This window comes from Salinicola aestuarinus (genome assembly GCF_003206645.1).
Classification (GTDB): domain Bacteria; phylum Pseudomonadota; class Gammaproteobacteria; order Pseudomonadales; family Halomonadaceae; genus Salinicola; species Salinicola aestuarinus.
In genome coordinates this window covers 237,554-251,311 of sequence record NZ_PZJP01000006.1, presented here as the reverse complement: position 1 = coordinate 251,311, position 13,758 = coordinate 237,554, and the positions used below count along the sequence as shown (strand labels likewise).

Below are 13,758 nucleotides of genomic sequence, written 5' to 3'. Positions count from 1 at the left end.
GCCCACCTCGATGAGCGAATTCGAGCTGATCGCCCGCTACCTCTCGCGCCCCGCGGCGGGGCAGCGGGACGATGTCGTCGTTGGCAACGGCGACGACTGCGCCGTGGTGGCCCCTACGCCGGGCCACCAGCTCGCGGTCAGCGTCGACACCTCTATCGTCGACGTGCACTTCCCGGCCGATGCGCCGGCGGCGGCGGTGGGTCATCGAGCGCTGGCCGTGGCGCTGAGCGATCTCGCCGCCATGGGCGCAAGGGCGCGATGGTGCACGGTAGCATTGACGCTGCCGACGCCCGACCCGGAGTGGACGGCGGCCTTCGCCGACGGGCTCGGCGGGCTCGCCGACCGGGTCGGCTGCGCCTGGGTCGGCGGCGATGTCACGCGCGGCGCGCTCTCGATCACGGTGACGGTTCAGGGCGAGCTGCCCGCCGGCACTGCGATGCTTCGCAGTGGCGCGCGGGCCAACGATTGGGTCGCGATCACCGGTTACCCGGGGCGCGCGGCGGCGGGGCTTGCGCGCTGGCGGCGCGGCGAGCGCGAGCTCGATCATCCCCTCCTCGAAGCCTATCTGCGCCCGACGCCGCGGCTAGAGGCAGGCGAGGCGCTGCGGGGACTCGCCACCAGTGCCATCGATCTCTCCGATGGCCTGGTCGCCGATCTTGGCCATGTGCTGAACGCCTCCGGCGTCGGCGCGCGTTTGGATATCGACGCACTGCCGCTGGCGACGCCGCTTCGCGCGACGCACGATCTCTCCCACGTTTACGAGCTCGTGCTTCATGGCGGCGACGATTACGAACTGCTGCTGACGCTCAGTGAGTCCGATCTCGGCGAGGCGCAGCGTCGTCTGGCCGCACTGCACCTGCCGCTGACCGTCATCGGTCGAGTGGTCGACGGCTTCGGCATTCACGGTCTGCCGGCGGCACTGCTCGAGCGCGGTGGCTGGGACCACTTCACTCACACCGCTGCGGGGAGTGCGACATGAACCGCGCACCGCGAAGTGTCTGGCGTCGCCCGACCCATTTTCTGGCTTTCGGGCTCGGCAGCGGTGCGGTGCCCTTTGCACCGGGCACGTTCGGTACGCTTGCAGCCATCCCTTTCTACTGGCTGCTCTCGGGGCTGTCACTGCCGGTCTACTTCGCGTTGATGGGCATCGCCACGGTGGTCGGCATCTGGCTTTGCGAGACCACCTCACGGGATCTTGGCGTGCATGACCACTCCGGGATCGTCTGGGACGAGTTCGTCGGCTACTGGCTGACCATGGCGGCGGTTCCCTTCTCGTGGGAAGCGGCGCTGTGGGGATTCGTGGTCTTTCGCGTCTTCGACATCATCAAGCCCTGGCCGATTCGCTGGGTCGACCGTCGGGTGGCCGGCGGCATCGGCATCATGTTCGATGACATCCTCGCCGGTGTGTATGCCTGGTGCACCATGCATCTCTGGTTCTGGCTGCATTGAGACGGGCGCTTCGCTGCAAGGCATGACGTTCGTCTCGCGGGATCCCGGATCGTTCTCGTCGCCGGCTGGTGCCGTCGAATCCATCGCGCTGTCATAGGGAGGCCTCCATGCGTCGACGTGTCGTCGCGGCCGTTGTCGTTGCCGTCGCCCTGGGGGCGAGCTACCTGGGCGCCCAGGCCTATTCGAGTCATCGTTTCGAACAGGAGACGGCGGCCCTCGTTGCCCAGTTCGATGCGAGCGATGGCTGGCGGGTCGAGCGTCAGGACGTCGAGCGCGGCTGGTTTCACTCTCGCGGACGCCTGGTGGCGCATCGGATGGGGCGGGGGACGCCGACCGGTCTCGTCGTCACCACTGACTACGCGGCCGATCATGGCATTCTTCGCACGTCGCTCGAGGGGCGAAGCGAGGTTCGCGATGACGGCGAGCCGCTCTTCGACGATTGGCTCGATACCCAGGCGCCACTGGTCTGGCAGGGTCACTTCACCACGCTGACGCAGCGCGTGGAGATGACCCTCGACGTCCCCGCTTTCCATCACGCCTTTCCCGCCGGGACGATGGCGGCGCTTGCGGCGAAGACTGACGTGCCGTCGGCGGGGGTCGACATCGACTTCGGTGGTCTGACGCTCACCCTCGGGCAGGAAGACGGTACGCTCGACTATGCGGGTGAGCTGGCCCCGGTGACGGTCGACGACGGGCGCTCCGCATTGGCACTGGATCGGGTAAGGCTCGATGGCCGCTTCACAGGCGATGCGAGAGATTTCTCGTTACGGGCGGCGCTCGATATACCGCGGGCGACCCTCAATCGAAGCGGTGTGGCGCCCGTCGAGGTCGACGGCCTGGCGCTGGCGGCTGAGGCGAGCCTCCATGATCACCTGTCGGCAACGGCCACGCTGACCCTCGACGACACCGAGATGCGGGGTCAGTCGCTGTTGTCCGGTCAGGCCCAGTTCACTCTCGAGCCTATCGATGGCAACGCCTACCGCCGGCTCGTCAGTCGCTGGCAGCAGCGCCGGGATGCGCTGGCGCAGGCCGTCGCGCGCGGGGCGTCAGACGAGGCGTTGAAGGAGCTCTTGAGCCGACCCGATGAGGCGACCCGCGATGCGGCCGTGGCGTTGCTTGCCGACTCGCCGCAACTCACGGTGAACAAATTGTCGCTAACCAGCGAGCTGCTCGGGATCCAGACCCAGGGCGAGGGCGCGCTTTCCCTCGATGGGGAGGGCCTTGCCCAGCAGTACGCAAGTCAGGGCGAGGCCGTGTTCGGCCCCGATCTCGGCCGGCGACTGCGGGGGCGTCTGACGCTCGTCGAGGCGCCAGCCTTTCTCAAGCTCTACCTCGGCGTGGGCCTCGACGCCGATCCGCTGACCCTGACCCTCGCCGACGGCGTGCTCACCTTCGATGATCAGCGCCGGGTACTGATCCCCTAGTGAGCGCTGATCCCCAGGCAGGGTGTCGGGCTCCGCGAGGTGCCTGCCCAGTCCATGTCGCGCTCGCACTCGAGGCGCTCGAGCCTCGTCGGCGGCCGGGGGCAACACACGGCGTGACTTGAACTCCGTGCTCGGCGCCCGCATCACCTGTGCATTCGGCCACGATGGCCACGAACGCAAGGTGAACGATGAGTCAACACGAACGGAATTCGACGGAAGCCTTCGACGACGTCCAGGACACTCAGGACGGCCAAACACACCCGCATGATGGCGCCGGCAGTGCCATGGTGCCCTCCAGTGACACACTGCCGGAACGGATCTATCTGCTCCCCATCCACAACCGGCCGTTCTTTCCGGCACAGGTCCAGCCGCTGATCCTTCAGCGCCAGCGCTGGGAAGAGACGCTCGAACGGGTGGCCAACACGCCGCATCACATGGTCGGCGTGGCCTTCATCGGCGATGTCAGCCTGGATGACCTGGGTCCCGATAGCTTCCCCGAGATAGGCACGGCGGTGAAGGTCCACCGTACCCAGAACGAAGATCAGCAGATCCAGTTCATTGCCCAGGGCCGGCGTCGCTTTCGTATCCAGCGCTGGCTCTCCAAGACTCCCCCGTATCTGGTCGAGGTCTCCTATCCCCGCGAGCCGGTGGACGCCGAGGCCGAAGAAGCACGCGCCTACGCCATGTCACTGATCAATGGCATCAAGGAACTGCTGCCGATCAACCCGCTCTACGGCGAAGAGCTCAAGAGCTATCTCAATCGCTTCAGCCCTCATGAGCCGGGCCCGCTGACCGACTTCGCCGCCGCGATCACCTCGGCCAAGGGCGATGAGCTACAGGCGGTGCTGGAGACGCTGCCGATCATGGATCGCATGCAGCGCGTGCTGCCGCTGCTGCGCAAGGAGATCGAGGTCGCCCAGCTGCAGCATCAGATCAGCGAGCAGGTCAACTCGCAGATGCAGCAGCATCAGCGTGAGTTCTTCCTGCGCGAGCAGCTCAAGGTGATCCAGAAAGAGCTGGGCATCTCCAAGGACGATCGCGAATCCGACGTCGATACGTTCCGCGCCCGGCTCGAGCACCTCAACGTGCCCGAGCGCGTCCAGGGACGCATCGACGACGAGCTTGGCAAGCTTTCCGTGCTCGAGACCGGCTCGCCGGAGTACGGCACCACGCGCAACTATCTCGACTGGCTGACGTCGATGCCCTGGGGCATCACCTCCGACGACCAGCTCGACCTCAAGCAGGCGCGCGGGGTGCTCGATCGCGATCACGACGGCTTGAGCGATGTGAAGGAACGCATCGTCGAGTTTCTCGCCGAGGGCGCTTTCAAGGGGGATGTCGGCGGCTCCATCGTGCTGCTGGTCGGTCCGCCGGGCGTGGGCAAGACCTCGGTGGGACGCTCCATCGCCGAGGCACTGGGACGCAAGTTCTACCGTTTCTCGGTGGGTGGCATGCGCGACGAGGCGGAGATCAAGGGCCATCGGCGCACCTACGTCGGTGCAATGCCGGGCAAGCTGGCCCAGGCGCTCAAGGAAGTCGAGGTCGAAAACCCCGTCATCATGCTCGACGAGATCGACAAGATGGGGCAGTCGTTCCAGGGCGATCCGGCCTCGGCGCTACTCGAGGTGCTCGACCCGGAACAGAACGTCGACTATCTCGATCACTACCTCGACGTGCGTCTCGATCTATCGAAGGTGCTGTTCGTGTGCACCGCCAACACGCTCGATAACATTCCCGGGCCTCTTCTCGATCGCATGGAGCAGATTCGGCTCTCCGGCTACATCGCCGAAGAGAAGATCGCGATCGCCAAGCACCACCTGTGGCCGAAGCTGCTCAAGCGCGACAACATCCCGAAAAAGCGCATCAACCTGACCGACACCGCGCTTAGGCAGGTGATCGAGGGTTACGCCCGCGAAGCTGGCGTGCGCCAGCTCGAGAAACAGCTGCACCGTATCGTGCGCAAGGCCGCGGTGAAGCTGCTCGAAGAGGAGAAAGAGACCGTCAAGGTGTCGGTCAACAACCTCGAGGAGTTTCTCGGCGCGCCGATCTTCCGCAAGGAGAAGGTGCTCAAGGGCGTCGGCGTGGTCACCGGCCTGGCCTGGACTGCGATGGGCGGGGCGACGCTGCCCATCGAGGCGGGCAAGGTGCATGCGCTCACCCGCGGCTTCAAGCTGACCGGCAAGCTCGGCGACGTGATGCAGGAGTCCGCCAACATCGCCTACAGCTACACGCTGGGTCACCTCGGCGAGTACGGCGCGGACCCGGATTTCTTCAATGAAGCGTTCATCCACCTGCACGTCCCGGAAGGGGCGACGCCCAAGGATGGCCCGTCCGCCGGTGTCACCATGACCACGGCGCTGATGTCGCTGGCGCGAAATCAGAGTATCGACCGGCCGCTGGCGATGACCGGCGAACTGACGCTAACCGGGCAGGTGCTGCCGGTCGGCGGTATCCGCGAGAAGGTGATCGCCGCCCGGCGCAGCGAGATCTTCGAGCTGATCCTGCCGGAGGCCAACAAGCGCGACTACGACGAGCTGCCGGACTACCTCAAGGCGGGTATGACCGTGCACTTCGCCAAGGTCTACCGTGACGTTTCCAAAGTTGTGTTCGGCCGCTGAGCCGACGCAGGCCACCGGCGTGATCGGCTTGGGGCAAGGCCGTTTAACGACCGGTGGCGTCGGCAAGGCAGGCAGCCATGCGGCTGGCGGCGACGGTCCTGAGTGGCTGTCGTGACACCTCGGCACGAATCGACCCCCAACCGCCGGTGATTATCGGCGATGGCGGCCGGGGTCACGGCAACGGTGACTTTTGCCCGCGCGGGCAAGCCAAGAAGGGCAACTGCTGAGCGGGTTGGACTCGTCTGGCGATAGAGAGGCGGTGGCGCTATTGCGCCGCCGCCTTTTTTTTGGCCGGACAGTCCTTCCGCGAGAGACTCAGTCGCGGTCGACGGTCAATCCGCCCCAGGACTGACACACCGGCATGATCTCCAATCGGTTGATGTTGAGGTGCGCCGGCAGGGTGGCAGCGTGGAAGACCTGCTCGGCGACGTCCTCGGGCTGAATCGGCTCGACGCCGCCGTAGAGGTTGTCATGAGCGCTCTGGTCGCCCTTCATGCGCACCAGCGTGAACTCGGTCTCCGACATGCCGGGCGCGACGTCGGTGACCCGCACGCCGGTGCCCTTGAGATCGCAGCGCAGGTTGTAGGAGAACTGATTGACGAACGCCTTGGAGGCGCCGTAGACGTGGCTGCCGGGGTAGGGCCACAGTGCCGCGGTGGAGCTAATGTTGATGATCGCCGCGCCGCGGCCGACCTCGATCAGCGTCGGCAGCAGTGTTCGGGTGACATTGACCAGGCCGGTGATGTTGGTGTCGATCACTGTCTGCCAATCGTCGAGATCGGCCTGTTGCGCGGGCCCAGCCCCCAGGGCGAGTCCGGCGTTGTTGACCAGGACCTTGACCGCGCGAAAGGCCTCCGGCAGCGACGCGACCACCTCGGCAACGTTGTCGCGGTCGCGGACGTCGAGCGGGGCGGTGTGCACGGGCACCCGGTTTTCCAGAGACGACTTCAGCGAGGCGAGGCGCTCCACGCGACGGCCGGTGAGCACCAGCGCCCAGCCGGCGTCGGCGAAGCGCTCGGCGCAGGCGCGACCGAAGCCGGAGGTGGCGCCGGTAATGAAAGCAACGGGGGGTTGAGACATGAAAATCTCCTGAGGTGATGGGGGGAAGCCATCGACGGCGCCACGGGGAGTGGCGGTCGACCCTCATCGCACGATAGCGTCTTGCCAGCACGATGAACACGCAGGTGCCGATCGACCCGCTGTCGCCATTGGCCGACGCCGGGCACGAGTGTGTGTAAAACCGGTGATTTCCTGAAAGCCAACCTAAAAGATGTTGCGATTCGGTTACACTTGGGCAATAGCCTCGCGCCTCGCCGCTGCGCACATGCGGTAAGGCCCGTGGCCCTGATCGTCTCCCCACCCGACGTCCTGTAGGTTTCCCCATGTCGCCGTCGGCGCTTTCGCTATTCCACCCGCAGACGGCGACGTTGCGTGGCGCCGAGTCCCGGCGCTTCGCGTTGCCGGGGCGCCCATTCCAGCTTCGTCCGGTGAGGAGGGGACCATGACACACTCCCGCAAGCAGCGTTACTACGGCCTCGAGTGGCTTCGTTTTCTGATGGCGCTGTGGATGGTCGCCTACCACTTCGGTGGCGTTTACGCCGATATGCCGGCATTGGTACACGACTTCATCGGCATGGGCTTTTTCGCGACCAGCACCTTCTTCATGCTCTCCGGCTTTCTGCTGGCACACGTCGTGCTGGACGAGGCAGGAGCGATGACAATGCGCGGCCCGGCGTTCGTCGCCAAGCGTCTTTGCAACCTTTACCCCATTCACGTGATCACCATGCTGCTGGCGATCGTGATGCTGCTCGTGCAGTACCCGATCCGCCCCGAAGGCGTTTACGTCTACTTCAATTCCCATCCCTACTATCCGTTGAGCGATGCCGCACGGGCGGCGTTTCACGAGCGCCTGTCCTGGCCGGACGCGCTCAAGCACATCGCGCTGCAGTTGACGCTGCTGCAGGCGTGGGAACCCCGCTTTCTGTGGCTCAACGGTGCCTCCTGGTCGATCTCTGCACTGCTGTTCTTCTATGCCTGCTTTCCCTGGTTCGCGCCTCGACTGATGCGAGTCCAGCGTGTCGGCTTGGCGCTGCTGAGCGTTTGGGGGATCTATGCGGCGGGCCCGCTGATGGCAACGCTCATGGGCTCGTTCGACTATGTGACCGTCGGCATGCTGCACCGCAATCCGCTGTTTCGGCTGCCGGAATTTCTCGCGGGGATTCTGCTCTACCGAGCGATGCAGGCGGAGAGCGTAGTCGAGACATTGCGCAAGTTTCGTCACTCGCTGCTGGCGCTGGGTCTTTGTGGTGTCCCCATCGGCGTGTGGCTGCTTCAACTCGACGGACTGCATCTCTACTACCTCACGCACAACGGCTTGCTGATGCCGTTCCAGGCGCTGGTACTGCTGAGCGCCACCGCGTTCGCCGCCCCGTCCCGCGCCTCGGTGCGTGCCTGGGCGCAGCGATTGGGAGAGGCGGCGCTGTGTATCTTCGCGCTGCACACGCCGCTGATCGGTCCGCTGGCACGCCTTACGCGCTGGCTGCTCGAACAGTGGAACACGGCTTGGGGTCTCGAGAGCACGCTGGTCGCCGATCGGCTGGCAGTGCCGATGTGGACGATGGCGCTGCACCTTGCGCTGATCGTGGGACTGGCCCTGCTGGTCCAGCGGTTCGTGGTCGCGCCAATGCGCCACTGGCTCGAAGCGCGGCTGCCGTCCGCCTGGCGTCAGCTTCCGGTAATCGCGCCGGTTCGCGCCTGAACCGCGTCGTCGCCGAGGCCATCCGCAACTCGGTGAGTCGAGGAGGAACGGATAACCGATGGCCCGGCCGGTAGGGGGAGGATGCCGGCGCATTCGCTGTCGGCCCATTTGCGATATTCTCGCGGCGTAGCCATCTTGTCACGGACCGTGGCGATACCTTGCGAACGTCGGCGCTCGCTGTCGGATCGTGATGTCCGGCCCCGGTGGCACGGATCGACTTCGCTAGGCAGTCAGGCGAAGGCGTCCGTCGCGAACGACTTTCTCAAAGGATTTTCTTAAAGGACTTGGCATGAAAGGAGCCATACGGGTAGGGCTGATCGGTTACGGCATGGCCAGTAAACGATTCCATGCGCCGTTGATCATGGCCCAGGAAGGGCTGACGCTGGTTAGCGTTTCGAGCAGCGACGCTGACAAAGTCCGCATGGACTGGCCGGCGCTGTCGGTAGAGGCGTCGCCGGAGGCGCTGCTGGCTCGCGATGACATCGACCTGGTGGTCATCCCGACGCCCAACGCCACTCACTATACGCTGGTGAAAGCCGCACTCGAGGTGGGCAAGCACGTGGTCGTGGACAAGCCCTTCACGGTGACCGTGGCGGAGGCGGAAGAGCTCTGCCTGCTGGCGGCGACACAGAAGCTATGGCTTTCGGTCTTCCACAATCGACGCTGGGACGCGGACTTCCTTACCGTTCGTAACCTCATCGACTGCCGGACCCTGGGCGACGTCGTTCACTTCGAGTCACATTTTGACCGGTTTCGGCCCGAAGTAGCCCAGCGCTGGCGCGAAGAGCCTGCGCCGGGATCGGGCATCTGGTTCGATCTCGGCGCTCATCTGCTCGATCAAAGCCTGGTGCTGTTCGGCCGTCCGGATGCCATTACCCTCGATCTCGCCAATCAGCGCGATGGCGCGCAGGTGGACGACTACTTTCACGCGGTACTGCGCTACGGCAACCACCGCGTGGTACTCCACGCCGGGTCGCTGGTCGCGGCACCGTCCGCGCGCTTTACTCTTCACGGGACCCAAGGCAGCTACGTCAAGTACGGTCTCGATCCCCAGGAAGCCATGCTGCAGCGTGGAGACCGTCTGCCGTCACCGCACTGGGGTGAGGATTGGCGCCACGGCATGCTGACCATCGGTCAGGTACGCGAGGGCTGTCAGCCAGAGCTCCACGAAATCCCCACGCTCCCGGGCGACTATCTTGCGTTTTACTCCGGCGTGCGTGACGCCATTCTCGGGCGAGGGCCGCTACCGGTGACCGCCGAGTCCGCGCTCGATGTCATGCGCCTGCTCGAGGCGGGTATCCAGAGTGCCGAAACCGGCTCGCGGGTCGACATCGGCTAGACCCCGCGGGAGCGAACCGTCGGCGCGGCGTTTTTGCGGCGATGTCGACGATTTGAACCGCGCTACTTGAAGATCGCCTGGTCGGTCATGTGGGCCGTGGAAGTGGAGAGCGGTGCCTCGACCTCGGCGTCCGGGGATTTCAGCTCGCCATTGCGCTTGAGTAGCCATGAGGCGATGGCGGGGGCTAATAGCGCAGAGACTAGCACGCAGGCCGCGACCTGAGTGGTGGCGACGCCTACGTAAGCCTGTAGCGAAGGGTCCGCCGCCGCGGCGATCGCCGGCGTGGCGATGGAGTTACCGGCGGTGGTCCCGGCGGCGAAGCCGATGCCGCTACGCGGGCCCCGCTTGAGCAGATAGCGATAGCCAAGATAGACGAGTCCGCCGGTCAACGGTGCGACCAGAAGGCCGAGCCCGACCCCCGTGATCCCGCCCTGTACGACATCCATTAGGTTAATGCCGGTGCCGAGACCGAACGAGAAGAACGGAATGACCATCTCAGGTACCGGACGCATCACCTCGGTCCATTTGGGGTCGAGATTGCCTGCCAGAATGCCCAGCAGCAGCGGAATGATCGCTGCCAGGAACACCTCGAGCGGAATGTCCGCAAGCCCCGAGGCGCCGATGAGGATCAGCGTGAAGAAGGGGCCATCGTTGATGGCGCTGGCGATATAGGCGCCGCGGTCACGTTGATCGCCATAGCGACCAGTGAAGGCGAGCCAGATGCCGCCGTTGCTGTTGTCCATGGCGGCGAGCATCGCCAGGATCGAGATACCGAATAGTCCCTCCATGCCGGTTGCGAGTCCGAGCCCGGCGATTAACACCCCGGGTATTAGACTCTTCGTCAGCAGAATCACGCTCGCGGTACCCACGATGGGCCCGGCGTTGCGCGGGGTGATCTGCATGCCGGTCGCGAATATCACCAACGCCATGAAGGCCATGGCACCATCCTTGAACAGTGCCGTGGTGAAGCTGCCGATCTCGAGCGCGTCAGGGGCGAGAGTGCCGAAGATCGAGCCGAGAATCAGCGGAACGATCATCAGTCCGCCAGGGATGCGGTTCAGGGTATCGTAGATAGGCAAGCGGGAACGGACAGGAGTCATTGTTCTCTCCTAAGTGAACAAGGCTGGTTGCTGGAGTCGTTCAGGTGATGACGCCGATCTGCCACGGCACGAACTCCTGCTGGCCGTAGCCATGGCGCTCGCTCTTGCTGCAATCGCCGGAGGCCAGGGTCAGTAGACGCTGAAATATCTGCTCACCGAGCGTGTCGATATCGACCTCACCGTCGATCAGCGCGCCGCAGTTGATATCCATGTCATCGCTCTGGTGGGCCCACAGTGCGCTATTGGTCGAGAGCTTGAGCGACGGCACCGGGGCGCAGCCGAAAGCGCTGCCGCGGCCGGTCGTGAAGGCGATCAGGTTGCAGCCGCTGGCGACCTGGCCGGTGACCGACACCGGGTCGAATCCGGGGGAATCCATGAAGGCGAGGCCGCGGGCGCGCATCGGCTCGGCGTACTCGAGAACTTCCTCGAGCGGGCTGGTACCGGCCTTGGCGATGGCGCCGAGCGATTTTTCGAGAATCGTGGTCAGCCCGCCGGCCTTGTTGCCGGCAGAGGGGTTGTTGTCCAGCGAGGCGCCACGCACTCGGCAGAAGGTTTCCCACCAGTGCACGCGCTCGATCAGCTTCTCGGCGACCGCCGGACTCACTGCGCGGCGGGTCAGCAGATGCTCGGCCCCATAGATCTCCGGCGTTTCGGCCAGAATGGCGCTGCCGCCGTGGGCAATCAGCTTGTCCACGGCGATGCCCAGTGCCGGGTTGGCGGTAATGCCGGAGTAGCCGTCGGACCCCCCGCACTGCAGTGCAACGCGCAGGTGCTCGGCGCCGCAGGGAGTACGCTCGACCTGGTTCGCCTCCTCCAGCAGCGTGTGAATATGGCGAATTCCTTCTTGAATCGCTCGGGTGGTACCGCCGATCTGCTGGATGGTGAAGGGGTGGAGTCTGGGACCGACTTCGAGCCCCTCGGCTTCGATCAAGGCATCGATCTGATTGGTTTCGCAGCCCAGACCGATCACCAGCACGGCGGCGAAATTCACGTGTCGCGCGTAGCCGGCGAGCGTTCGACGCAGCATCGCCAGGGCTTCTCCTTCGGAGGCGACGGCACAACCCACCCCATGGGTCAGCGCGACGACGCCGTCGACGTTGGCGTAGGGCAGCAACGCCTCCGGATGCACGTCGCGACGGAAGTGATCGGCGATGGCATGGGCGACGGTGGCCGAGCAGTTCACCGAGGTGAGAATGCCGATGTAGTTGCGCGTGGCGACGCGGCCGTCCGGACGCTGAATGCCCATGAACGTCGCCGGTGAGGCGACCGGCGTCACCGGCACAACGTCGCTGCCGATGGCGTAGTCCTTCGCATACGCCTGCTCGTGGGCTTCCCCCTCCAGATCGGCGATGTCGAGATTGTGCACGTGAACATGGTCCCCGGCGGCGATGGCCGCGCTCGCCTTGCCGATGATCTGCCCGTAACGGCGGATCGTCTCGCCGGCGGCGATCGCCCGGAGCGCGACCTTGTGCGCACCCGGGACGGGACCCGTGAGCGTCACCCCGGGGGCGACCTCGGTACCCGCCGGCAGCGGGCGACGAGCAATAGCGACATCGTCGCGCTCATGTAGACGCACCACCGACGCTGGCGCTTCGCTGGCGTGTTCGATCAGGCTCATGGTGTCTCCTCGATTTCCCTACCGGGTCGCAAGACGGCATCGACGCGCGGCGTCGTTCGACTTTGGTCGATTCGACCTTCGGTGAGAAATGCAGTGTTATCAGTCTGTTGAAAGCATCAGGTCTAGCGGCGACGGTAGACTGAGGCGGGCTGTCGGCGATACTGAGAGTTGCTGATGGTGCGATAACCGGGGTGTATCGACCGAAAGTCGTACGTGACATGCCTCGAAGGGCGCCACGGGTTGATAGGACGCCGCCGTGGCTGGGTGACCGGCGGCGAGCTCCATCAACGGTTAATGGCAGGCAAAGGAAGCGTAGCGATGAGGGGTGACAAGCCAGACCGCGGGAGGGCGCAGAGCCAGCAGGGTGGGGCGGATTTCGCGGTGACGAGTCCTGGGCCGCTGGAGACAACGCCGACGCTCGAGGCGCTGATGTCGCGGTTGCGACTCCGCCAGTTGCGGCTGCTGATGGCGCTCGAGGAGTGCGGCTCGATTCACAAGGCCGCGGAACGGGTGGCCATTTCCCAGCCCGGTGCGACGCGGGCGCTCAGCGAGATCGAGTCGGCGCTCGGTGCGACGCTCTTCGTGCGCGGCGCCCGCGGGCTGACTTCGACCGAGCTGGGGCGCTGCGTGCTGCGCTATGCGCGCTTGATCCAGGCGGACATTGCGCATCTGCGCGAGGAGATGATCGGCATCCGGCAGGGCGTTGGCGGACATCTTGCGGTCGGCGCCACCATGGGGGCGATCGGAACGCTGATCGACGTGGTCGCCCTACTTCGCGCCGAGCAGCCGTCGCTATCGCTGGAGATCGTCGAGGACACCAGCGAGGGGTTGCTGCGAATGCTCGACCAGGGGCGCCTCGACGTCGCACTCTGCCGCTCGAGCTTTGGGCAGCGTCCGGGCGACTATCATCGCCAGGGCAGCTTTCCCGAGCCGCTATGGGTGTTGGCGAACCCGCGGCATCCGCTGGCGGACGTGCCCGCCCCCTCTCTTGCCGAGCTTGCCGAGCAGACCTGGATCGTCTATCCGGTCAGCATGCCGCGGATGCTCGAACAGGAGTTCATGGCGGCAGGACTCCCCCAGCCGCTGCGAACGCTCGAGATTTCGTCAACCTACGCGATTCTGGCGATGATCGAGCGCGACGAAACCGCGTTGGCGCTGCTACCGGAGCGTATCGCCACGCTGCCGGTGGCGCGCGGCCAGATTCGGCGGATCGCGTATCGTCTCGCGACCGACAACCCGCCGTTCGAGCTGCTCTGGCGCCGCGACCGCGAACTCTCCGCTGCCGCCCAGCGGTTCGTCAGCGAGTATCAGCGGCTCGCCATGCGAGGTGAGGGGGCCAGCGACTAGCGATACCGTGAGATGGCGGTTGCGAATATCCGGAACCCTGTCTACGTTTTGTAACAGCCGGTTGGGAAAGAGATCGCGGCGCACCGTTCGATCTTTTTGCCCATC

The 13,758-nt window shown here is 65.2% G+C and carries 10 protein-coding genes; 7 read left to right on the top strand and 3 right to left on the bottom strand.

Annotated features, from left to right (window positions below):
- The first annotated feature begins 10 nt into the window (after positions 1-10).
- The 4 genes from thiL to lon all read left to right on the top strand — a co-directional run bounded on the left by thiL (position 11) and on the right by lon (position 5,491).
- The gene (gene thiL, locus DOM41_RS10845) at positions 11-979 is read left to right on the top strand and encodes a thiamine-phosphate kinase (RefSeq protein ID WP_110686958.1); all 969 of its coding nucleotides are present in this window, start codon (positions 11-13) and stop codon (positions 977-979) included.
- Positions 976-1,449: a phosphatidylglycerophosphatase A family protein gene (locus DOM41_RS10840; protein WP_110686874.1), complete on the top strand. Its 474-nt coding sequence runs from the start codon at positions 976-978 to the stop codon at positions 1,447-1,449. Before thiL ends, DOM41_RS10840 begins: the two co-directional genes overlap by 4 nt.
- 107 nt (positions 1,450-1,556) lie before the next feature.
- Positions 1,557-2,873, top strand: a complete 1,317-nt coding sequence (locus DOM41_RS10835) for a DUF945 family protein (RefSeq protein ID WP_110686873.1) — start codon at positions 1,557-1,559, stop codon at positions 2,871-2,873.
- A 188-nt stretch (positions 2,874-3,061) separates the two neighbouring features.
- The gene (gene lon / locus DOM41_RS10830) at positions 3,062-5,491 is read left to right on the top strand and encodes an endopeptidase La (RefSeq protein WP_110686872.1); all 2,430 of its coding nucleotides are present in this window, start codon (positions 3,062-3,064) and stop codon (positions 5,489-5,491) included.
- A gap of 315 nt (positions 5,492-5,806) precedes the next feature.
- On the opposite strand, the gene DOM41_RS10825 is transcribed toward lon, so the two are convergent.
- Entirely contained in the window at positions 5,807-6,571 is a 765-nt protein-coding gene (locus DOM41_RS10825) for an SDR family NAD(P)-dependent oxidoreductase (protein ID WP_110686871.1), read from the bottom strand.
- 421 nt (positions 6,572-6,992) lie between these two features.
- Here DOM41_RS10825 and DOM41_RS10820 point away from each other — a divergent pair, with 421 nt between their 5' ends.
- Complete coding sequence (locus DOM41_RS10820; protein ID WP_110686870.1) at positions 6,993-8,249, top strand: acyltransferase family protein; 1,257 nt, start codon at positions 6,993-6,995, stop codon at positions 8,247-8,249.
- 289 nt (positions 8,250-8,538) lie between these two features.
- Positions 8,539-9,588 (top strand): oxidoreductase, encoded by a 1,050-nt coding sequence (locus DOM41_RS10815; RefSeq protein ID WP_110686869.1) that lies wholly within the window; start codon positions 8,539-8,541, stop codon positions 9,586-9,588.
- Positions 9,589-9,650: 62 nt separating this feature from the next.
- Here DOM41_RS10815 and DOM41_RS10810 read toward each other — a convergent pair whose 3' ends face one another.
- Both DOM41_RS10810 and DOM41_RS10805 read right to left on the bottom strand, forming a co-directional pair.
- Positions 9,651-10,688, bottom strand: coding sequence for a 2-keto-3-deoxygluconate permease (locus DOM41_RS10810; RefSeq protein WP_110686868.1), 1,038 nt, complete (start codon positions 10,686-10,688; stop codon positions 9,651-9,653).
- Positions 10,689-10,728: 40 nt separating this feature from the next.
- Positions 10,729-12,306 carry a UxaA family hydrolase gene (locus tag DOM41_RS10805; protein ID WP_110686867.1) on the bottom strand — a complete coding sequence of 526 codons (1,578 nt, stop codon included), beginning with the start codon at positions 12,304-12,306 and terminating at the stop codon, positions 10,729-10,731.
- A 318-nt stretch (positions 12,307-12,624) separates the two neighbouring features.
- Here DOM41_RS10805 and DOM41_RS10800 point away from each other — a divergent pair, with 318 nt between their 5' ends.
- A complete protein-coding gene (locus tag DOM41_RS10800; RefSeq protein ID WP_110686866.1) occupies positions 12,625-13,653 on the top strand; it encodes a LysR family transcriptional regulator in 1,029 nt (342 codons plus the stop codon).
- Positions 13,654-13,758: the final 105 nt, after the last annotated feature.